The following is a 20697-nucleotide window of genomic DNA, read 5'->3' as shown; positions in this document are numbered from 1 at the left end:
TTATCACTTATTGATTGTTTTGTATTATTTGTTGTGTGGCATCAGCATGTTTTTCGGATCAAGGATTTCATCCAGCTTTTCCTGAGAAAGAATTCCTTTCTCTAAAACCAGGTTGTATACACTTTTTCCGGTCTCCAATGCTTCTTTTGCAATCTGTGTAGACTGTTTATAACCGATATAAGGATTCAGTGCCGTTACAATTCCGATGCTGTGTTTTACCATATTCAGACATACTTCTTTGTTGGCTGTAATTCCTACGACACACTTATCACGAAGGGTATCCAATGCATTGCAAAGGAAATTGATATTTTCCATGATTGCATGAGAAAGTACCGGCTCCATTACGTTAAGCTGTAACTGTCCTGCTTCTGCTGCAAACGTTACCGTTAAATCATTTCCGATTACTTTAAAGCAAACCTGATTGACCACTTCCGGAATCACTGGGTTTACTTTACCTGGCATAATAGATGATCCTGGTTGCATTGGCGGAAGATTGATTTCAAAAAGTCCCGCTCTTGGTCCTGATGAAAGTAATCTTAAATCATTACAGATTTTTGATAATTTTACCGCCAAACGCTTCATAGCTGAAGAATAAATCACATAAGATCCTGTATCCGGTGTAGCTTCTACCAGGTTAGGTGCAGAAATAATTGGAAATCCTGTGATCTGAGCTAAATTTTTAGCACAAAGCGTAGCATACCCAACCGGAGCATTTAATCCTGTTCCGATAGCTGTAGCTCCCATATTTACTTCTACAAAAAGATCTGCATTATTATTCAGTTTAGAGATATCTTCTTCCAAGGTAGCAGCATATGCTTCGAATTCCTGACCTAATGTCATAGGAACAGCATCCTGAAGCTGAGTACGTCCCATTTTGATAACATCTTGGAACTCCTGCCCTTTTGCACGGAAAGCAGTTATAATTTTCTCTAATCTTTCCACCAAACCGATATTCATCTGCAACAGTCCCATTTTGATAGCTGTAGGATAAGCATCGTTTGTTGATTGTGAAAGGTTGATATGGTCGTTAGGTGAACAGAATTCGTATTCTCCTTTATTTTTTCCTAATTTTTCCAATACCACATTGGCAATCACTTCATTCGCATTCATGTTGATTGAAGTTCCTGCTCCTCCCTGGATCATATCTACAGGAAATTGTTCATGATATTTCCCTGCTACAATCTCATCACATGCTTCTGCTATCTTGAAATATAGGCTTTCATCAAGAAGTCCTAATTCATAATTGGTTTTTGCGGCAGCTTTTTTTACGAAAGCCAGTCCTTTAATAAAATCCGGATACGAAGACAAAAGCTGTCCCGAAATTTTGAAATTGTCTATGGCTCTTTGCGTCTGCACTCCATAATAAGCATCTAAAGGCACGTTCAATTCGCCTAATAGATCACTTTCTTTTCTGAAATTTTCCATTACAGATATTTTACTGTTTTTGATCGTTTAAAGATAGCAAAAACGCATCGATCCGATGCGCTTTAATTAGAATTATTTTACTGAATATTTTACATTTAAAGCTTGCAATATTGCCCATGATTCGGCATCCATAATTCCGTCATAATTTTGTGGACGGAAATGATACTGGAAGGCTTCAATTGTTTTCTTGGTGGCATCATCCCATTTTCCGCTAAGCTCTATTCCATACCCCAATTTTTGTAATGCAGTCTGTATAGTGAAAATAAAGACTGTGTCATTATACTTTACCGGAAGCTCTGCTTGCGCAAGCTCGAAGTAATTCTGTTTTAGCGCTTCATCATACCACATTCCTATCTGGTATTCGTCATATAATTTTTTCCATGGGAACATTGGCCCCGGATCCTGTTTTCTTGTAGGAGCAATATCTGCATGGCCAATAACATTGGTTGCCGGAATCTGATATCTTGTTACAATATCTTTTGCCAATGCTGCCACTTTTCTTACCTGTGCATCACTGAAAGGAACAAAAATCCTTTTACCTGTAGCATCCGTAGTAAAGCCAGGATTCACAATTTCTATTCCTATGGAAGTATCGTTAAGATTCTTATCTGCTCTCCATGAACTTACTCCTGCATGATAGGCACGCTTATTCTCATCTACCAGTTGGTAGATTTCATTATCTCCTGTATTGTTTACCAAGTAATGAGCACTTACTCCCGGCTGGGTAAGAACTGTGATAGACTTATCATCTGGAAGTACTGTATAATGCATGATCAGATAACGTTGTCTGAAGTTCTGTGCCATGGCAGGGAAATAAGTTTTTACAACTTTATATCCTGCGGGTTTTGCGGATACAATAGAACCATAACTTGCCGTATTATCATTTTTTGTAGCGTCTGCTATATTAGTAGTAAAAAAGTCTACTCCATGATCGCTTACAACTTTTGGTTTTGGAGCGTCCGGAGTTGGGGTCTTCACCGCTGTTTTTGGCTGTGCCACGGGGGTTTTCGGTTGGTAGGTATTTTTTTTCACATTTTTCTGAGAAGTACATGAAAAAACTAAAGTGCTTAATCCGATGATATATAATGTTTTACGCATCAGTTTGGTTTTTTATCAATTTATTACCTCAAAAATACACAAAAAATTCTTGAAATTTATTTGGTAAATAAAGAAATCTATTCTATATTTGCACTCGCAATAACGGAACAACGATCATTAAAAAATAAACAAAAAGGAGGGTTGCCAGAGTGGTTAATGGAGCAGTTTGCTAAACTGTCGACGCGAAAGTGTCGCAAGGGTTCGAATCCCTTACCCTCCGCACTCTATATATCTCGGGGCGTAGCGTAGTCCGGTCATCGCGCCTGGTTTGGGACCAGGAGGTCGCAGGTTCGAATCCTGCCGCCCCGACTTTTTTAATGTGCTTATTTATAAGCGAGAATCAACTTCTAAGGGTGCGTAGCTCAGCTGGATAGAGCATCTGCCTTCTAAGCAGACGGTCAAAGGTTCGAATCCTTTCGCGCTCACAAAAGCCTCATCATTTTTATGGTGAGGCTTTTTGTTTGAAATGAAGTTTAATTTTGTAATCTTCTTATTTCAACATTATTTTTTTCCATTTGGTAATGGTATTCCGGCTAAGGGAAAAAACCGCTGCAAGTTCCAGGTTATTAAGATTATGTTTTCTCTGATAGATAAGAATCTTTTTTATTGCTTTTTTATTATAGGCCTTGTATTTCTGATTTTCCGGATTATTCCCAAATAGTATTGAGTTTAACGCAATCACATCAAGAATTTCCAGTTTATTTTTAGCTAAAATATTACGACAATACTTTTCCCTGTGAGGTAGTTTCTTTTCAATGAGATCTTTATAAATTCTCTTATAATCGGGTTCTTTTAAAATTTTCATAACAAAATGATCTTGAGCAAAGTTTTACAATTCTGATGAGGAGTTATTTTCTGAATATTTCAAACTCCATTTATTCAAAGTAGATTTCGGAATCCTATACTCTGTAATCACTTGAGATTTAGTCATCTCTCCGCTTTCAATCTGTTCCAGAACAAAACTGATCAGTTCTTTACTATAAATATTTTTCCTAAAAACAGGAAGGGAAGATTGACTTTCTTTAGTGCTTGTATTTTTAGATATCGGGGCATAAAGAATAAGATGATGAGAATAGAGTCTGAAAAAATCGTATTCCAGAAGTTTACACCATCTGAGTAAGTGTTCGGTTGAAATATTGCTATGATCACACATCAGCATGATTTCTTCCAGGGGTAACTTAAAAAAATTAGCTATCCGATCTTCATTTATTTTCAGTTCTTCTATCTTTATTCTGATTAATTTTCCGATATGGATTTCTTTAAAGTTCATACAATCCGAGATTTATTTATGACAAGGCACAGTGCTTTATCAAAAATAAACATTACAAAACCCTTTAAATAACAGATATTATCCAATTGTTTTACTATTTTATAACAATCAGATATAATAATATCCTCTCTAATCAAAAAAGAATCATCTCCCTGTTGCCCGAAATTTCTTTGGATAGAGTCCTGTTTTTCTATACATATAAGCGGAAAAGAAAGAAATAGATTGAATGAGACTTATTTAATTCTCTTCAATGTGAGGAAAATAAAAAAAGCTGAGTTACAATTCAAAAGATTTTTTATATTTGAATTACTAATATAAAAATAAACTAACATGAAAACATTCAAAAAACAACACAGCGCTCTAAAGAGAAATGAAATGAAAACTATTTTAGGTGGAATAAAACCTCCCAAATGTGATCCAGCAAACTGTATGGATTCATGTATTGCCATAGGTTTTGAACGCGGTGTTTGTGACTCTACCGGACTATGCTCATGTGGACCTTTTACAATTAATCAATAACGACTAAAATTTAATCTTAACACAGCTAAATAAAAAAGCTTCAAGATTCACATCTTGAGGCTTTTTTTGAATAATCTTCTATCTATTTCTTAACCAACAAAAAATTTCCGTTCGCATTATCCTTTTTTATTACATACCCTTCAGCCAGTTCAAGAACCCAGCCATCACCTGATATCTTTTTATCTCCCGTTTGAATAGGATTAGATATCGAAATTTTATCCCAGTTTGGGCTCATTAATGCTCCATTTTCAACAGTCAGGATTCCCCATTTATCAGTAATCCTGATATTGGGATATACTGTTCCTTTATCTTCAATTGGTATTATATTTCTTGGATCGAAAGAGACATTCATCTTTTCAAATTTTATTTCAAAATGGGGATTCTCTATAAATTTGGTTTTATATTCAGCAATGAGTTTTTTTGTTTTCTCTTCTCTTTTTGTTTCTTCCTCAGTTATTGCTGAGCCATTGTAATCTTCAGCTGATCTTTTAACAACCTCAAATAAATCACCAGCAATTTTACTATTGAATGCTTTGATAAAATAGTTGGTCAGATCTGTTTTTGCTGTGATTTTTTTATTCCATTCTTTATCTTTATTATAGAGTAAATACCCATAAACAGGTACTGTATGATAAGCAAATGATCGTACAAACGTTGCATTCTTAAAAAAATCATTAATTCCATCAACTAAAAAATCAGCTGTCTGCGTCTTATTTCTACCACTTACTATTACTCCTGTAAACTCCGCAATTCCTTCATTGAGTTCCAGAAGATTTTCATTTGAATCAGAACCTTTGTAAAGACTATGTCTGTATTTCCTGAAAGTAAGTGCATTCGTAAGATGTTCTTGTAATTCTTTTTTTGAAGCAGATTTCAAAGCTTTTTTCAAAGCTTCCAGTTCTAAACGAAGATAAATCCTACCTTCCTTCTGATCCAGGTGGTTATTTTCAATATTGTTTAGTTCAAAACCTAATGAGGGTTGTATGCGATGAAATGACTCATGAGCCAGCAACCCCATTCTATTGTATTTATTTTTAGGAAGTGGAAGCATCATCATTGCCCATCTTTTTCCATTCCAGTTCACAGCCGTATTGGCAATATTAATTTTATCAGACAAAACTCCGGTATAAATACTGCTATTAGCCTTTAAAATACCATTTTCATCAGCTTCATTGGCAAAAATTTCTCTTGTCTTTGGATCAATTAAAAGGATAGGACCATAGAGATCTTTATTCCAAAGTTCAATATTTCTTTTAGATTCGATTTTAAACTCATTATAAAAAATGGAAATACTATCACTTTTTTGTCCCGTTAGATATTGTCCGAACAGGGAGAATAATAGTATAAAAGTAGTAGTCTGCTTCATAGTTAAGTTCTTTAATTACACAGACTATTTATTGCGTTTATTGTAAGTGTCTGTATCACAAATATAATAAATTACACCTCTTATTTTATTCTGACAATTTTAAGAACAAAAAAAGCCTTAGAAATAATCTAAGGCTCTTCCTTATTTCCAGACATCTTTTTTCGTTTTCAATTGAATTTTAGAGGCTTCCATTTTCTTATTTTTCGATTGTTCCCGTCTCATTTTTCTGTATTCCCAGGGAGCAACAGCATGAACATCCTGCCAAAGACCAATTTTCTTCTGTTGAGCCTTTTCCTGTAGCTTTCCTAGAGAATCATCTTTAGAATAGGAAAAGTACCACCATCCCATTCCAGCCTTTATTACCTCTTTGGAAAGGTATTTATCATTATCGTAATAAATTTTGGCAATGGAACGTCCGTAACGGTCCGTACTAGTCTCTTTAAACGTAACTGTTTTTCCAAACACCTGAGCAGAGGTGAATTGTTTGGCATTTTTTCCGAAAGCCTGTCCATTTTCCGGACAATCTACTTCCGCCAATCTAAGTTTCTTTTGGGTATTGCCTTTTAAAAGTACTGTAATTGTATCTCCATCTGAGATTTTGATTACTTTTCCGCTTGTTTGTGAAAACAGAATAGCCGGGAAAAGTAAGCTCATCAACATTAATCGTTTCATGGGGCAAATATAAGGATTAAACCAAATGAAGAAAGGAAGATTGAAATAATAAAGTCAACTTTTTCAGGACGAGACAAGGAATTAGCCCCTCTAATTATTAATGAGGGATTGAATTTTTACTGAAGAAACGAATGAATTTCATTTGTTGTAGATATGCTTCATTGCATATAAAAAAATAGTTCCTATTATCTATTTTTCTTGAAGGATTTCATCTTCTAAATTTTTAAATTTAAAATGACAAAACTTATCAGTAGATCCTAGAACCACAAAAAACTCAAAATTTCTCTGATAACCTAAATCCATGGTTATTAATCAAGTAAAGTTAACAAAAAAGTTTCTCCAAAATTTAATTAAAAATTATCCTTTAATTTATTTTTTTATTTCAAAAAGTATTGTACCTTTGCAACCGCAAAAACGAAGTAAAATTCGTTAATGATGACCTTTAATCGGGGCGTAGCGTAGTCCGGTCATCGCGCCTGGTTTGGGACCAGGAGGTCGCAGGTTCGAATCCTGCCGCCCCGACTTTTTTCTAAGGGTGCGTAGCTCAGCTGGATAGAGCATCTGCCTTCTAAGCAGACGGTCAAAGGTTCGAATCCTTTCGCGCTCACAAAAAGACTTACTGATTGATGTAAGTTTATTTATTTTAATTTTTGAAAGCATCTTGTTTTTTTAAAATTAAAATAATGAAGTAAAATTCATTAAAGATGACCTTATCGGGGCGTAGCGTAGTCCGGTCATCGCGCCTGGTTTGGGACCAGGAGGTCGCAGGTTCGAATCCTGCCGCCCCGACTTTTTTTCAAAGGGTGCGTAGCTCAGCTGGATAGAGCATCTGCCTTCTAAGCAGACGGTCAAAGGTTCGAATCCTTTCGCGCTCACTTTATAAAAGTCTCTGTTTCAGAGACTTTTTTTTGTTTTCTGATGGTCTATTTTAGATTGCTATTCTGATACTTCTACAATAATCTGAAAAATGTCTGAAAACATTCAGAATATGTTTAGACATTTCATGGATTTTAATAAACTATAAACCTCAAAAATAGTTGTCATAAAATTCAAATTGTTATAATTTTGTGCTCTCTATTTTAACTCAATGAAAAATTTCAAGTTCATTATCGCAAGCTGTTTCTTTGCTTTGACTTTGTCGTGTAAAACAGCATCTCCAGTTTCACAGACTTCTGTGCAGAATGTACCTTATCAGAATCTTGGACGTGACGGTAAAATATATGCTGCTTTTTATCAGCAAAGGGCTGCAGAATATGAAGCACTATGTCTTCAAGCCTACAATATCGCAAAACTTCGTCTGGATGAAGCCTTAGCACAAAAACCGGATAAGCCATTAGCTATTGTTTCAGATATTGATGAGACCTTTTTAGATAATTCCTACTATGCTGTTGAGCGTTCAAAAATGGGAAAAGATTACGATCAAAAAACATGGGAGGAATGGACCGCCAAAGGCATCGCAACACCCCTTACCGGTTCCCAGGAGTTTTATCAGTATGCTGCCAGTAAAGGAGTACAGGTATTCTATGTTACCAATCGCGTGGAACAGGAACGTGCAGGAACTTTGAAAAACCTGAAAAAATACAATTACCCTATTCAAAGTGAAGCTCATCTTATTCTTCGATCTAAAGAAAGCAGTAAGGAAGCCAGACGTTTGGATATTGCTAAAAATTACAATATTGTCCTTCTGCTAGGTGATAATCTTGCCGATTTCTCTAATCTATTTGATAAAAAATCAGAAACGGAACGCTCAGCTGCGGTGAAAAATTCAGCAAATGAGTTTGGCAAAAAATTCATTATTATTCCTAATGTTGGATATGGAGATTGGGAATCTTCTTTTTATCAATACAAGTATGATTATGCTCCTCAGCAAAAAGATTCAATGATGTATAACGCTGTAAAGGCAACTCCATAATATATCCTATGGGTATCATACTCTTACTAAATATGTATAGGATCAGAATTTTAAACCCCTCACAAGAAAAACTGTGAGGGGTTTTATTTTTTATAATTTTCATTTTCTAATTCAATTTATTTTAGAACTTTTTCATAGATTTCGTTCAGCAGATTCTGTCTCATTTTTGAATTTCTTTGGGTTAAGAGAATGATAATTCCCCATTTTTTTGCTCTGTTGTAACAAATGATAGATGATTGCCCCATCGAATCTCCAGACTTCAGATAGATTGTATTCAGTTCATCCGTACTCATGTTAAGTCCTAGTCCCATTTCTCTCTTTTCATCTTTATAGTAGATTTTTTCTGTTATTAAGGCCGCTTCAGATATTGGATTTCCTTTAGTCAGAATTGCTTTTAAGTAGGTTACCATATCAGAAGCATCTGATTTTATCAATCCCGCTGATGCTGTAACATTCCAATTAAAAAACTCCTGAGCACCTCCACTAGGATTATAACCTGTTGTTTTGTTTTTTACATTAAATTCTTTTGTGAATGTACGGGTCAGTTTTAAAGGGTTAATTATTTTCTCATGAATGATCTCATCGTAGGTCTTTCCATATACTTTTTCTAATATTTGCCCCAATAAAGTATACCCGATGGTGGAATAACGGTATTTTCCGTAGTCAATAAGCTCAGTACAGCTGTTAATCATAGAGGTTAATGACTGTTTGGTAACGTTACTTACAGGCTGCTGCGGATTTTGCTCTATTAATTTGGCAAAATCTATATCAGGTAGTCCGGACTGATGAGAAGCTAAGTCTGAAATTTTGATCTTATTCTTGATATTTTGATTTAACGCATATCCTTTTGGAAGATAATTGTCCATATAATCATCCAATTTCAGTTTATGATCCAGAACAGCTTGTGCAATTAAATTTGAAGTCAGAATTTTAGTAATAGAAGCAATTTCAAATAGTGAATTTTTGTTAATATCAACATTACTTTCTTTACTCAGTTTTCCATAAGCTGTATAATATTCTTTATTATTATTGATAAAGCCAACACTGATTCCTACCTCCGGATTTTTTTGATAATTGTCTTTTACGATGGAATCAATTTTTTTGGTGAAATCTTGTGCAAAAGAAAAACTGCTGATGAATAATAGTACTGCGAGAAATGTGAATGTAGTTTTCATTGTATCGTTTTTTTAAAGGTTAATATTTATTTCGATACAAATTTGAAAAATAGAAAAATCTTATGCGACCGAATAAACGTACTTGACCTTTTTTGTTTAAAAAAATAGGTACAAATAGTTTCATGAAAAAGTACGAATAATCACAACAATCTATAAAACAATGTTTTACAACACCTCACTAAAATATTCCATGTCTTTTTTTTAAGTAATATTAAGAAGGATTTTGAATTAAAACCAAGATAAAAAAACAGGAGTTTCTTTAAAATACAAATATAACGGCTCAACATTCCAAAATTAGAAGGATTATTCTCATAAATTGAAATGATTAAAAGCTCACTAATATCTATTGCTTGCAATAATGTTAAGAAATGCAGCAGAAAGTATGCTACTTCTTTTGTATTCTTTCTTAACTGTAAGCAGGAAAAATGTAAGAAAAAGTGAAATCAACAAAGAAATTATTCTTACAATATTTAATAGATTTATTTTATCCATTCACTATTTCGTAAATATAATTATTTAAGTGAACTAATCAATTGAGTTTAATTTAAATAAATCTATATTTACAATAATAATGAATATCAATACAAGAAAATCGTTACTCTTTTTTCACTCAGCAACTTTTGTAATTTAAGAAAAACCTCATTTTATTGAAATGAATCAACTAAATAAAAATAAGTCTGCTTATGTTTTGGGTATTCTATCTATCCTCTGTCAAATGATGGTCATTATTGCCTATTTGGGAATCTTTAAAAGTATTGATTTTATGATTGGAGTGCTTTGTTTATTCACATCCTATCTTTCGTCTATAATAGCCATTATTCTCCAAAAACGTAATCCTCTTTGGTGGATTATTCTTTTTATGAACGTAGTTATATCCATTGCCTTTACCCTGCTTTTTTATTGTCTTACCCTTCCAGACTAGCAGTTTCAAAAAATAAAACTCCCAACGGCTCACACCATGAAAATTCCGTTTCACTGGCTGATTTCACCGGATCAAATTAACTTTTCCACTAAAGAACTTCAATTCGTAGTATTTTTACAGTATAAGCTTTTACCGGGAAGCTGGTATAAAAGTTAGTTTTAATTATTATTTAAAGAAACATTGATTAAGCATCAATAAAAATCTTTTTGTGCAAATATTCCTTATAGCCATTTATGGCTAAACTATACACTTAATCATGTTTGGGTAGGGTTGGTTATTCCAGCCCTATTTTGTTTGTAAAATCTACAGTAAAAAAGCCCTTACATTAGGTAAAAGCACAATTATTTTTAAAATTTAAATTCATCTATCGTTGGGTCATTCAGTAGCATTTTTGTGCAAACGTCATGGTTTTTTAAAGCTCCCTGCACCCGCCAGATGGCTGTATATTTTTCTCCACTCCTCACCTGCTTTCCTCTGATTGATTTTAAACCGTATTCTTTAAAGAGATTTTCATACTTCTCCATTACTCCATCTTCATAAGAAAGTGTGATCTGATAAATATATCGGGTGCTGATCCTGTCAATAACATTCTGGATATACTTGAACATGATAAGCAATAAAAAAACGACCAAAGAACCTATTGTAGCTTCCTGATAATATCCTGCTCCTATTGTCATTCCCAGAGCCGCACATATCCATATAGTAACGGCTGTTGTAAGACCCGAAACTCTATTATCTTCCTTAAAAATCACTCCTGCCCCCACAAAACCTATTCCGGTGATAATATTGGCAGCAATACGATCCGGACTCCCGGTCTCTCCAAGATTCATAGAAAGCATTGTAAAGATACAGGCTCCCAAAGTTACCAATATCATGGTACGAAGCCCTGCCGACTTCAATTGATATTCTCTTTCAATCCCGATAATACCTCCTACAATTACAGAGAAAAGAATGGGAAGTATATCATCCAGTATATTCATTGTTCAGTTTTTTATCATTAAATGTATTTTATTTTTTTCAATTGGAAAAGGAATATTCTGAACAAAAAAACCGTTGTACAACGACAACGGTTTCATTTATTTTAAATAAAAGCATCTATTTAAGCTTATAAGAACTTCCGTTCCAAAGATAAGTTTTAGAAGAACGTGTTTTCTTCTCCCGGTCTTTATCATCGGTTTCCATATCTTCTACTTTCAGGATAAATGCATTAGAAATTCCTCCTTTATCATTAGGAAAGAGATATTCTTCACTATGGTAGTAAGCTCCGGCATCTCCTACATTCATCAACTGTGGAAGGGCAATAAGTTTCTTATCTCTATAAAGAACGTATTGGTCATAAGTTCCAATGCCACATGCTTCTCCTGACACCATTGCCTTTAATGTAAATTCTACCTCCTGCAACTTATGATTGCTTTCAATACTAAAAGAAGCTGTACTCAACTCTTCCCCTTTTCCCGTATCAAAATATACCTCATCAATCAGCGTATTGCCTTCCATTACTTTTATTCCTGCAATATTCTGCTTATTGGGCTCATTCAAGTCTTTGATTTTCCTATCTACAGTCTTGGAAAGACCAAAAAGGAAGTCATAGCCGTTTTTATTACGGTACCCTACACATAAATTACCTCCCCAAACATACCCTTCAGAAGTAACATCTCCTTTTTGGTAAGAAATCTTATACCAATTAGCTCTTCTTTCTCCGAGTTGTAAAACCGGTACCCCTTCTTCTTTTTTAAGGATCATAACCTGCTGATTGCTCTGCAATGAATCCAGCATCTGAGCATTAACGCCTGGTTCTTTTCTGACTCTTGTCCAATCTGTAAAGATCTTCTGATTCTTGTTTTCAGTAAAATTAAAAACACCATCTGCATATACTTCATTTTCCTGAGCTACAAAAAGCTGTATCATCAGTAAAAATAAAGCGGTCCATAAAGTTTTCATATTTGTTATTTCGTTTTTTTATTTTTCAAGCAATAAGCTTACCCATTCTTCTCTCTGTAGCTGTTTTTTCAAGGTAAGACCACTTTCTTTGCACACTTCAAGAATATCATCTACATCAAAGAAACAAAGTCCTGAAAGCAATAATTTTCCACCTTCATTCAATACAGACACATACGTTGGAATATCTGAAATCAAAATATTTCTGTTGATGTTGGCTAAAATGATGTCGAAATTTTGGTTTCCTAGATTATCTGCTGTTCCCTGCTCAATTTCCAATTCAACGTTATTTCTTGTTGCATTTTCTTTTGAATTTTCTACAGACCATTCATCAATATCGATGGCTTTTGTATCTCCGGCTCCTTGTTGTTTAGCGTAAATAGCCAATACAGAAGTTCCACATCCCATATCCAACACTTTCTTTCCATTGAAATCAATATCCATCATTTGCTGGATCATCAGGTGGGTAGTAGGATGATGCCCTGTTCCGAATGACATTTTAGGCTGAATAATGATCTCGTGCATTCCCGGTACAGACTCATGGAATTCTGCTCTGATTAATACTTTATCATCAATATTGATGGGTGAAAAATTCTTTTCCCACTCCTCATTCCAGTTGATGTTCGGCATTTCTTCAAAAGAGTACTCGATTTTTACATTTTCATTTTCAAAGATCGGAAGTGCTTTAAGCTGATCTTCATTAAATAAATCGGTCTGGATATATCCTAAAATTCCGTGAATTTCTTCTGTAAAGCTGTCAAAACCTATTTCAATAAGCTCTGCCATTAATATCTCGTTCCAAGGTTGCAATGGAGAAATCTTGAAATTGAATTCTAAATAATTTTGCATGTGAATAATTTGCTGCAAAAATACTAATGTTATTACGGTTAAAAAAATGGAAAGGGTAAGTTTTGGATAAAGCTGAAAGATTTTGGGTTCCGTTTATTGGAATAAGGCTTTCTTCTCTTGATTTTTTATCTCTTGCAGATTGTACTGATGATGCTGATAAAAAGGTGTATATTTTTATTTAGGTTTTGGCTAAAGCCATTGGATTTTGACATTATAAAGAAAGCGGACTAAAGTCCGCTTCTATTGAATTTCATTGTGTATAATTTAAAATTGGATAGAATTGTTTTATGACAACTTTAACCTCCTGAATTTTAAACTTTACTTCTTATGGATTGGTAGAGAAAATAGAACCATTAGCAATTAACGCTCTTCTGTTCATTTTCAGGATATCTCTTACCCATTCTGCGAAATCTTCAGGCTGTAATACTTTGTCAGGATTTCCGTCTGTAAGTCCGCCTTGGATACTCATGTCAGAAGCAATCGTACTTGGCGTCAATGTGATTACACGGATGTTTTGTTTTCTCCATTCTGCCATCATTGATTGAGATAAAGAAACGACAGCTGCTTTTGAAGCGGCATAGGCAGACATATTTGGTCCTCCTTTTAATCCTGCAGTAGAAGCAACATTTACGATATCTCCTTCTCCTTTAGCTTTCATAAATGGATGAACTGCTTTAGCAGCATAATACACTCCAAATAAATTAGTTTTAATCACCTGCTCCCAAGTTTCAGACGGCATCTCTTCAATAGTTCCGAAATCTCCGATTCCCGCGTTGTTCACAAGGATATCTACTCCGCCTAATTTTTCAGCTAAAGTTTCAATTCCCGCTTTTACCGCTGCTTCATCATCAATAGAGAATATTGCATATGCAGAATTTACTCCTAGTTTTTGGATTTCGTCAACTGTATTTTTAAGATTTTCTTCATTTCTTCCTGTAATGGCAACGTTCACTCCTTCATTCGCCAAAGCCAGTGCTACAGCTTTTCCTAATCCTCTTCCACCACCTGTTACGATGGCATTTTTTCCATTTATATTCATAGTGTAATACTTTTCGTAAGACAAAGTTACGAAAGAACATTTTTATGGAATGGAAAGAAAAGAGATTTAATAGTTTTTTAATGGTTTGCAGGAATATTGAAAACTTAGATTTATTAAAATCACAAAAGGCCCAAAAGTTTAAAACACTTAAGCAAAATAGAAGTTATTATGCATACTGCTGATAAGAACACTTAAGTTTTATAAAATCATAGATTTTATCTTATGTGAACTTTTATCCAAAATTGCACAAATCTTTACTCTTCTAAAACAGTAAGATAATCTTTTGGAACTTTTGTGGTTTAAACTCTTCAATCTGAACCAAAAACAAAACCGGTTCATAGAGAACCGGTTTATAAATCTAAAAAAAGTATAGTAAAAAATGAAAAGCTTAAGGAATCTGGATGGCATTCTGTACTTCAAATTCTTCTGAAGCTGAGAATTGATTTCCATACATGTCTACGGCTCTAACCTCAACTTTATGTTTTCCTAAGGCTAGTTTTTTAGGAAAATCTGCTTCCCAGATATGTTTTGACATTTCAGGATTGGAAGGTCTTCTTCCCTGTAGAATTTTCTCTGTAGTATCCCATTTAAAAACGGAAAGAGCAAAATTTGGATCTATAGTTTCATCATATTCCATTTCTTCCCATTTGCCATTGTCTATTCTGTATTCCACTTTGTCTTTTTTGCTTCCCATGAAAAAGTTAGCCAACACTTTTGCAGAAGTTTTTGATGGGAACGGAATTACTTTCGGAACATACAATTTGATCTGATAATCATCCGGTTTTCCGGCGGTCTTATATTTTACTTTGTATTGATTATCAGTGAAACTGATAAATGAATAGCCTTTTGCTGTTCCGTCTCTCATGGTTGAAGTAGGAAGCCCAGCTTCATCAGCCGTTCCGGAATACCAGTCTCCGCAAGTGGTTCCTACGTTATACTCATGCAGTTCTTTGATCCCGGTCCAACCTGCTTTTTTTCCGTAGAAAATTTGTTGCTGAATATGAGTATGAGCTGACAAAAGCAATACATTCTGGAAAGGATTCAGGAAATCAAATAATTTCTGGCGGTCTGCATTTCTGAAACTATCTTCGTTATTATGCTCCAGCGGAATATGGAAAGACACTACGATCAATTTATTTTTATCAACCAATTTTAAATCGTTTTCGATGAACTGAAGCTGATCTTCACGGAAGCCACCCCAATATCCTTTTCCGTCTCTTGGATCAGGATACAGAATATCATCTAAAATAATGAAGTGTACATTTCCGTAGTTGAATGAGTAATTGGCAGGGCCAAAATTGGATTCAAAAGTTTCATCTGAAAATTGATCTTCTTTAGCATCATAGTTCATGTCATGATTTCCCATTACATTATACCAAGGCAATCCTACTTCCTTCATTACATCAGCATAAGGTTTCTGCAGGCTTAGATTATCTCCTACCAAATCTCCTAAACTGATTCCCAATACCGCATTCTTTTTGGTATTTTTCACCTCGTTTACGATTCCTCTTTTAAAATAATCCAATTCTTTTTCTGTATAAGGCTGTGGATCTCCAAAAACCAGAATATCAAAGTTTTTGTTTTCATTCTGTTTGTAAAGTGGGAAATTCAATTCTTTAGGAAGTTCACCTGTTGGAGCAACACCTTTATATTTAAAATCTGCCGGAGAACCTTTGGGTTTGTGATGGTAATAGAACTGTGGCAGATTATTGCTGTTTAAAGCAGTTTGATATCCTGATGGTTTGATAACAAAAATTGTCTGATCTTCCTGAACTGGCAGACTGTAACGTCCATTTCTATCGGTTAATACCACCTGAATACCATTGGAAACTGCTACCCCTTCAATTCCTTTTTCGCGGTTTTCTTTCTTTTGGTTCTTGTTACTGTCTTCATATACATATCCTGAAACAGAAGACTGGGAAAAAGCCATTGCTGATACCAGCATGCATGGCATTAAAAGTTTTATATTGATACTCATTTTTTATTTTTTTATTGGTTATACTTATTTACTCCACCAAACTTTTACATTGATATCATCGCCTCCCATCTGCTGAACTGCAGCCTGGTAGTTATCTTTGTTCAAGACTCTTGTATTCGTAGGATACATTAATCGCTGAGGAAGATTTCCACCATTTAAAAGACCTCCGTTATTAGGAAGCTCTGGGAAACCTGTTCTCCTTTTTTCAAACCATTGCTGCTGATCTACAAAGAATAAAGCGACATATTTCTGAAGCATAATTTTCTTCATATCTCCGGTTCCAAATGCTACCACCGGATTATCAAAGTAATTGGCCGGAACTACAGCTCCCCATTGTTCAATAGCAGCTTTTACTCCGTTTTCATAATAGGTTTTTGCATTCCCTTGGATCACTCCTTTGAATGCTAATTCTGCTAAGGTAAACTGAAGCTCTGCATACGGATAAACTAAGAGTTTCAAGGGCGCTTTCGCTAGGTTTTGGTTAAGATTGGATGGCTGGTAACTAAATACGGTTCCAAATGCATATCCTGAAGGGGCTCCCAAATACCCTAAATTGGCATTCGTTTTCGGGTCTTTTGCCTGAGAGAAAAATAGGGCTAAACGCGGATCATTATTTGCTTTCAATGTTTCTACAAAGAATTCTGAAGCGGCTCTACCCGTTGTAAAGTCCTGAGGTCTTGCAATAGGAGGCATCAATGGGAAAACTCCCGTTATATCTACTTTTACCCCATCTGCATTATTCTGAAAAATAGGATATGTTGTAGGATTGTTGATAATCTCCTGAATTCTTTCTCTAACATTTACTTCTCCATCTTTACTTAATATTCTGGTCAGTAATCTCAAAGAAAGAGAATTACAGAATTTTTTCCAGTTGATAATTCCATTAACATCTGAATCTGCTTTAAAGAACAAGTCTCCTCCGGTCAATGTTTTATTATTGATAAAAAGAGAGTTGGCAGCTTTCAAATCATCTAATAATTTGATATAAATATCTTTTTGCCTGTCAAATTTCGGATACATAATCTTGTCATCCAGTTGGGAGGCTTCAGAAAATGGAACATCTCCATAAGTATCGGTAAGATTGGAGTAAATCCATGCATTCAATACCATTGAAATAGCCTGATAATTTTTATCGCCTTCAGAAATTGCTGCTTTTTTAAGATCGTCCACCTGTTTCAGCCATCTGTAAGAATTGTCCCAGAAGCCATTTCCGGTTCTTTCTGTCAAATAATAGCGGCTTAATGAATTCCCTTCGTTTGGAAAATCCAGAGAAACCTGCATAAGATCAAAGGTAAAATCGTTAGCTCTGTTGTACCCTACCGTAGCCATATTATATTGGATAGGAACCAGCAAAGCACTGGCAACAGGCACATTGATTCTACTGGTATCTTTATTGATCTCATCAAGACTTCTGTCACATGAAACAGTACTGCCCACAAGAGCAAGAAATGAACATATATAGATTAATTTTTTCATTTTTTTTGATTTTAAAATTTAACATTTAACTGGAAACCAATAGTTCTTGCCTGAGGTAACTGCCCCATCTCAACTCCCGGGGTAATTGTAGAATCATCCAACGTAGCTGCTTCCGGATCAAATAATGGGAACTTGGTCCACATCCAAAGGTTTCTTCCGAATACAGCAAGGGTAATATCTGTAAGCTTTAAAGGTTCAACAATTGATTTCGGGAAAGAGTAAGAGATTCTTGCATCTCTCAACTTAAGGAATGAAGTATCAAATGAATTGGTTTCCACGTTTGCTCTTCTGTAGTAATCTCCATAATAGGTAGCAACAGGAACTCCTTTCGTATTAGGAGAAAAACTTCCGTCAGGATTCTGAACAACTCCCTGTCCAACCATTAAACCTCCGGGATTATCTCTTCCCACAAGGGTATGAGTAAGTTTCCCTTGTTCAGACATCTTGTGATGGGAGTGAGAATAAGCAATCCCTTTGTACTGACCGTCAAATGAGAAACTTACCGTAATATTTTTGTATCTGAATTCATTCTGAAGACCTGCTCTCCATTTCGGATAAGCATTTCCTATTTTTTTCATTTCTGTAGACTTCGCTGTTAAGCCATCTTTCGCATCATAAATTACCTGTCCATCCGGAGAATACAACAATCCTGCACCATACATGTCTCCCAGCGAACCACCTACTACCGCATCATAGAACACTACTCCACCTATACTTCCCATCGTATAAGGCTTTCCCTGATACTCTTCAGGAAGAGAAAGAATTTTGTTTCTGTTCATAGACCAGTTGGCACTTACATTCCATGAGAAGTTTTTATTCTTAATAGGATAAGCATTCAAGGTCATTTCAATCCCTCTGTTTCTAAGTTCACCGGCGTTGATAATTCTCTTGTTGTATCCTGTTTCAAACAACATCGGAATAATAATCGACTGATCTTTGGAGTTATTCTGATAGGCCGTAAAGTTGAACGTTAACCTGTTTTTCAAAAGAGTAAAATCCATACCTCCTTCAATATTGGTAATCATTTCCGGCTTAAGATTCGGGTTTGGATACAGTAACGGAGATTCTACAGACCCTACAAATCCACTATTTTCATAATATTTATCAAGCATGTAGGTATACGTATCATTCCCTACTTTAGACCATGATAATCTTAACTTCCAGAAATTCAAATTGTCTGATTTTAATTTAAAGATATCTGACAATATGAAGGAAGATGATACAGACGGATAAAAATAAGACCTGTTATGGGCCGGAAGGGTGCTACTCCAATCATTTCTCGCAGTCACATCAAGGAAGATCATGTCTTTATAACTGAAGTTCGCCAATGCATATACACTGTTTACCTGATTATCATTAGGTTTTGGAAGCTTATATTCTACTTGGGTGGCATTAGAAAGCTGATAAAGCCCGGCTTTATTAAGTCCATTTCCCCGGTAATCATTCATGGTATATTCGTGATACCTGATATTTCCTCCGGCTGAAGCTGTTACCCCAATATTTCCGAATTTATTTTTATAGGTGAATAAAACATCATTATTCAGATCCATGTATCGGATGTACTGTTCTCTATAATATCCTTTCGCATAATTAGCAGAACTCCATGGTCTTCTTTGGGTACGAATTTCATTATTCCACTCCAAACCTGTTTTATAGGCTACATCAAGGTTTTTTGCCAGCTGGTAACTGATATTAATATTTCCGGTAATTGTTTTTTTATTGGTTCCATTTAGATTTTCATAAGCAATCAGGTAAGGATTATCAATATAAGAACTGAAAGGGTGAATCTGATCTACCTGATCCTGTCCTTTCTTCCAGATAGGTCTGTACCAGGCAAGATCTACGTTTGGATTCTGGAAAATCATGAAATAAGAGATCGACTGGTTGTTATATCCCGTTGCAGGAAGATTATCACTTTTCGTCTGACTAAAGTTCACTTTAGTTCCTATTTTTAATCTGCTGCTTAGTTTATGATCTAAGGATAAAGCCGCGTTGAATCTGTCCAGGCCTGTATTAGGCATCATCCATTCATTTTTCAGATAGCTAAGTGATGTTCTGAATGCCGTAGTTTCATTGGAATGTTCTACGGATAAACTGTTTGAATAATTAGACCCTACCTGCCAGAAGTCCTTAATGTTATTTTTATAAGGTCTCCAAAGCTGTCTTTCCAGACTTTGTCCTTCTACAGTTGGATCATACTGAAAGTAGTACTGACCGGCAAACTTCGGTCCGAAGGCACTACTTGTTGAGCCTGTATTTACTCCATCTGCTGAAGCTCCATATGAGTAATAATAATTTCCGTTTTTATCTTTCTGTTGGGTTCCTTGTCCATATTCATATTGATAATCCGGCCATTTCAGCACAGAATCATAGCTTGAATAAGAATTAAAGGCCACCTGAACTTTTCCTTTTTTACTTTTTCCGGATTTGGTAGTAATCATAATAGCTCCTCTTGAACCTCTTGAACCATATAAAGCTGATGCTGTAGGTCCTTTAAGGATAGAGATAGATTCAATATCATCAGGATTAATGCTATTAAAACTGTCTCCGTAATCAATAGGTAGATCTCCTCCTGAACCCGCTCCATAAGCAGCTGTACCGGTTCCTGTTTTTTTTCCACTCAAAGGAACGCCGTCCACCACAATTAAAGCATCATTATTCCCCATACTCATAGAAATATCTCCACGAAGGGTGATACGACTTGTACCCAAAGGTCCTGCTCCGGCAGTCTGAATTTTTAATCCTGCTACTTTCCCTTCTAAGGCCTGTGCCCAGTTATTATTTTGGGTTCTTAGAATTTCTTCTGAGGTAACTGTCTGGGTAGAATATCCTAAAGACTTATCATGCCTTTTAATTCCCAAAGCGGTCACCACTACTTCGTCAAGTCCTTTAATAGTGTCTTTTTTAGCTTTTTGCTGAGCGGTCAGATTGGCGCTGAATAATCCTAACAGCGACAAAACCAACAACTTTTGTGTCTCTTTACGCATTTCCTTTTTGTTTGCGCAAAATTAAAACGACATTATGAGTATGATTTTAACAACATTTTAACGTTTATTAA

17 protein-coding genes and 7 tRNA genes are annotated in these 20697 nt (G+C 35.2%); 10 read left to right on the top strand and 14 right to left on the bottom strand.

The annotated features are described in order from the left end of the window. Positions 1 to 24: 24 nt before the first annotated feature. Both aspA and EL260_RS06435 read right to left on the bottom strand, forming a co-directional pair. Complete coding sequence (aspA, locus tag EL260_RS06440) at positions 25 to 1425, bottom strand: aspartate ammonia-lyase (protein ID WP_123859386.1); 1401 nt, start codon at positions 1423 to 1425, stop codon at positions 25 to 27. A gap of 72 nt (positions 1426 to 1497) precedes the next feature. Further along, complete coding sequence (locus tag EL260_RS06435; RefSeq protein ID WP_123859384.1) at positions 1498 to 2523, bottom strand: N-acetylmuramoyl-L-alanine amidase; 1026 nt, start codon at positions 2521 to 2523, stop codon at positions 1498 to 1500. A 135-nt stretch (positions 2524 to 2658) separates the two neighbouring features. Between EL260_RS06435 and EL260_RS06430 the strand changes: the two genes are divergently transcribed. The 3 genes from EL260_RS06430 to EL260_RS06420 all read left to right on the top strand — a co-directional run bounded on the left by EL260_RS06430 (position 2659) and on the right by EL260_RS06420 (position 2948). Beyond that, positions 2659 to 2743, top strand: a tRNA-Ser gene (locus tag EL260_RS06430). A gap of 14 nt (positions 2744 to 2757) precedes the next feature. Further along, a tRNA-Pro gene (locus EL260_RS06425) sits at positions 2758 to 2832 on the top strand. 42 nt (positions 2833 to 2874) lie between these two features. Continuing rightward, a tRNA-Arg gene (locus EL260_RS06420) sits at positions 2875 to 2948 on the top strand. A 65-nt stretch (positions 2949 to 3013) separates the two neighbouring features. Here EL260_RS06420 and EL260_RS06415 read toward each other — a convergent pair. Together EL260_RS06415 and EL260_RS06410 are read right to left on the bottom strand one after the other, a co-directional pair. Next, positions 3014 to 3328, bottom strand: coding sequence for a helix-turn-helix domain-containing protein (locus EL260_RS06415; protein WP_123859382.1), 315 nt, complete (start codon positions 3326 to 3328; stop codon positions 3014 to 3016). 24 nt (positions 3329 to 3352) lie between these two features. Then, on the bottom strand, positions 3353 to 3793 hold the full coding sequence (locus EL260_RS06410; RefSeq protein ID WP_123859381.1) for a transposase: 441 nt from the start codon (positions 3791 to 3793) through the stop codon (positions 3353 to 3355). A gap of 330 nt (positions 3794 to 4123) precedes the next feature. On the opposite strand from EL260_RS06410, the gene EL260_RS06405 reads away from it, so the two are divergent. Further along, positions 4124 to 4312, top strand: coding sequence for a hypothetical protein (locus EL260_RS06405; protein ID WP_123859379.1), 189 nt, complete (start codon positions 4124 to 4126; stop codon positions 4310 to 4312). 82 nt (positions 4313 to 4394) lie between these two features. Here the strand turns inward: EL260_RS06405 and EL260_RS06400 are convergent, their stop codons facing one another. Both EL260_RS06400 and EL260_RS06395 read right to left on the bottom strand, forming a co-directional pair. Next, a complete protein-coding gene (locus EL260_RS06400; RefSeq protein ID WP_123859377.1) occupies positions 4395 to 5678 on the bottom strand; it encodes a hypothetical protein in 1284 nt (427 codons plus the stop codon). A 141-nt stretch (positions 5679 to 5819) separates the two neighbouring features. Then, entirely contained in the window at positions 5820 to 6350 is a 531-nt protein-coding gene (locus EL260_RS06395) for a thermonuclease family protein (protein ID WP_123859375.1), read from the bottom strand. A gap of 447 nt (positions 6351 to 6797) precedes the next feature. On the opposite strand from EL260_RS06395, the gene EL260_RS06390 reads away from it, so the two are divergent. The 5 genes from EL260_RS06390 (at position 6798) to EL260_RS06370 (ending at position 8262) form a co-directional block, all read left to right on the top strand. Beyond that, positions 6798 to 6872 (top strand) — tRNA-Pro (locus tag EL260_RS06390). A gap of 11 nt (positions 6873 to 6883) precedes the next feature. Continuing rightward, positions 6884 to 6957: transfer RNA gene (locus EL260_RS06385), tRNA-Arg, on the top strand. 107 nt (positions 6958 to 7064) lie between these two features. After that, positions 7065 to 7139 (top strand) — tRNA-Pro (locus EL260_RS06380). Between the two features lie 12 nt (positions 7140 to 7151). After that, positions 7152 to 7225 (top strand) — tRNA-Arg (locus tag EL260_RS06375). A 212-nt stretch (positions 7226 to 7437) separates the two neighbouring features. Then, entirely contained in the window at positions 7438 to 8262 is an 825-nt protein-coding gene (locus EL260_RS06370) for a 5'-nucleotidase, lipoprotein e(P4) family (protein ID WP_123859374.1), read from the top strand. A gap of 116 nt (positions 8263 to 8378) precedes the next feature. Here EL260_RS06370 and EL260_RS06365 read toward each other — a convergent pair whose 3' ends face one another. Continuing rightward, positions 8379 to 9437 (bottom strand): serine hydrolase domain-containing protein, encoded by a 1059-nt coding sequence (locus tag EL260_RS06365; protein WP_123859372.1) that lies wholly within the window; start codon positions 9435 to 9437, stop codon positions 8379 to 8381. Between the two features lie 652 nt (positions 9438 to 10089). On the opposite strand from EL260_RS06365, the gene EL260_RS06360 reads away from it, so the two are divergent. Further along, positions 10090 to 10359, top strand: coding sequence for a hypothetical protein (locus EL260_RS06360; protein WP_123859370.1), 270 nt, complete (start codon positions 10090 to 10092; stop codon positions 10357 to 10359). A 347-nt stretch (positions 10360 to 10706) separates the two neighbouring features. Here EL260_RS06360 and EL260_RS06355 read toward each other — a convergent pair whose 3' ends face one another. The 7 genes from EL260_RS06355 to EL260_RS06325 form a co-directional block, all read right to left on the bottom strand. Further along, positions 10707 to 11339: an MgtC/SapB family protein gene (locus tag EL260_RS06355; protein ID WP_123859368.1), complete on the bottom strand. Its 633-nt coding sequence runs from the start codon at positions 11337 to 11339 to the stop codon at positions 10707 to 10709. Positions 11340 to 11454: 115 nt separating this feature from the next. Continuing rightward, complete coding sequence (locus tag EL260_RS06350; protein ID WP_123859367.1) at positions 11455 to 12300, bottom strand: SH3 domain-containing protein; 846 nt, start codon at positions 12298 to 12300, stop codon at positions 11455 to 11457. Between the two features lie 18 nt (positions 12301 to 12318). Further along, positions 12319 to 13146, bottom strand: coding sequence for a 50S ribosomal protein L11 methyltransferase (gene prmA, locus EL260_RS06345; protein ID WP_123859365.1), 828 nt, complete (start codon positions 13144 to 13146; stop codon positions 12319 to 12321). Positions 13147 to 13471: 325 nt separating this feature from the next. Further along, positions 13472 to 14185, bottom strand: coding sequence for a 3-ketoacyl-ACP reductase (locus tag EL260_RS06340; protein ID WP_123859363.1), 714 nt, complete (start codon positions 14183 to 14185; stop codon positions 13472 to 13474). A gap of 388 nt (positions 14186 to 14573) precedes the next feature. Next, positions 14574 to 16139: a calcineurin-like phosphoesterase C-terminal domain-containing protein gene (locus EL260_RS06335; RefSeq protein WP_123860665.1), complete on the bottom strand. Its 1566-nt coding sequence runs from the start codon at positions 16137 to 16139 to the stop codon at positions 14574 to 14576. Positions 16140 to 16187: 48 nt separating this feature from the next. Continuing rightward, positions 16188 to 17639: a SusD/RagB family nutrient-binding outer membrane lipoprotein gene (locus tag EL260_RS06330; protein WP_123859361.1), complete on the bottom strand. Its 1452-nt coding sequence runs from the start codon at positions 17637 to 17639 to the stop codon at positions 16188 to 16190. An 11-nt stretch (positions 17640 to 17650) separates the two neighbouring features. Then, positions 17651 to 20626, bottom strand: a complete 2976-nt coding sequence (locus EL260_RS06325; protein WP_123859359.1) for a SusC/RagA family TonB-linked outer membrane protein — start codon at positions 20624 to 20626, stop codon at positions 17651 to 17653. Between the last annotated feature and the right edge of the window lie 71 nt (positions 20627 to 20697).

It is taken from the genome of Chryseobacterium nakagawai (genome assembly GCF_900637665.1).
Lineage (GTDB): Bacteria > Bacteroidota > Bacteroidia > Flavobacteriales > Weeksellaceae > Chryseobacterium > Chryseobacterium nakagawai.
Note: the sequence above shows the minus strand (reverse complement) of the source record. Positions and strands in the feature narration are given on the sequence as shown.

Bases quoted from the DNA above. Each gene is read 5' to 3' on its own strand.
- aspA (WP_123859386.1), bottom strand. From the start codon at position 1,425: ATGGAAAATTTCAGAAAAGAAAGTGATCTATTAGGCGAATTGAACGTG.
- EL260_RS06435 (WP_123859384.1), bottom strand. From the start codon at position 2,523: ATGCGTAAAACATTATATATCATCGGATTAAGCACTTTAGTTTTTTCA.
- EL260_RS06415 (WP_123859382.1), bottom strand. From the start codon at position 3,328: ATGAAAATTTTAAAAGAACCCGATTATAAGAGAATTTATAAAGATCTC.
- EL260_RS06410 (WP_123859381.1), bottom strand. From the start codon at position 3,793: ATGAACTTTAAAGAAATCCATATCGGAAAATTAATCAGAATAAAGATA.
- EL260_RS06405 (WP_123859379.1), top strand. From the start codon at position 4,124: ATGAAAACATTCAAAAAACAACACAGCGCTCTAAAGAGAAATGAAATG.
- EL260_RS06400 (WP_123859377.1), bottom strand. From the start codon at position 5,678: ATGAAGCAGACTACTACTTTTATACTATTATTCTCCCTGTTCGGACAA.
- EL260_RS06395 (WP_123859375.1), bottom strand. From the start codon at position 6,350: ATGAAACGATTAATGTTGATGAGCTTACTTTTCCCGGCTATTCTGTTT.
- EL260_RS06370 (WP_123859374.1), top strand. From the start codon at position 7,438: ATGAAAAATTTCAAGTTCATTATCGCAAGCTGTTTCTTTGCTTTGACT.
- EL260_RS06365 (WP_123859372.1), bottom strand. From the start codon at position 9,437: ATGAAAACTACATTCACATTTCTCGCAGTACTATTATTCATCAGCAGT.
- EL260_RS06360 (WP_123859370.1), top strand. From the start codon at position 10,090: ATGAATCAACTAAATAAAAATAAGTCTGCTTATGTTTTGGGTATTCTA.
- EL260_RS06355 (WP_123859368.1), bottom strand. From the start codon at position 11,339: ATGAATATACTGGATGATATACTTCCCATTCTTTTCTCTGTAATTGTA.
- EL260_RS06350 (WP_123859367.1), bottom strand. From the start codon at position 12,300: ATGAAAACTTTATGGACCGCTTTATTTTTACTGATGATACAGCTTTTT.
- prmA (WP_123859365.1), bottom strand. From the start codon at position 13,146: ATGCAAAATTATTTAGAATTCAATTTCAAGATTTCTCCATTGCAACCT.
- EL260_RS06340 (WP_123859363.1), bottom strand. From the start codon at position 14,185: ATGAATATAAATGGAAAAAATGCCATCGTAACAGGTGGTGGAAGAGGA.
- EL260_RS06335 (WP_123860665.1), bottom strand. From the start codon at position 16,139: ATGCCATGCATGCTGGTATCAGCAATGGCTTTTTCCCAGTCTTCTGTT.
- EL260_RS06330 (WP_123859361.1), bottom strand. From the start codon at position 17,639: ATGAAAAAATTAATCTATATATGTTCATTTCTTGCTCTTGTGGGCAGT.
- EL260_RS06325 (WP_123859359.1), bottom strand. From the start codon at position 20,626: ATGCGTAAAGAGACACAAAAGTTGTTGGTTTTGTCGCTGTTAGGATTA.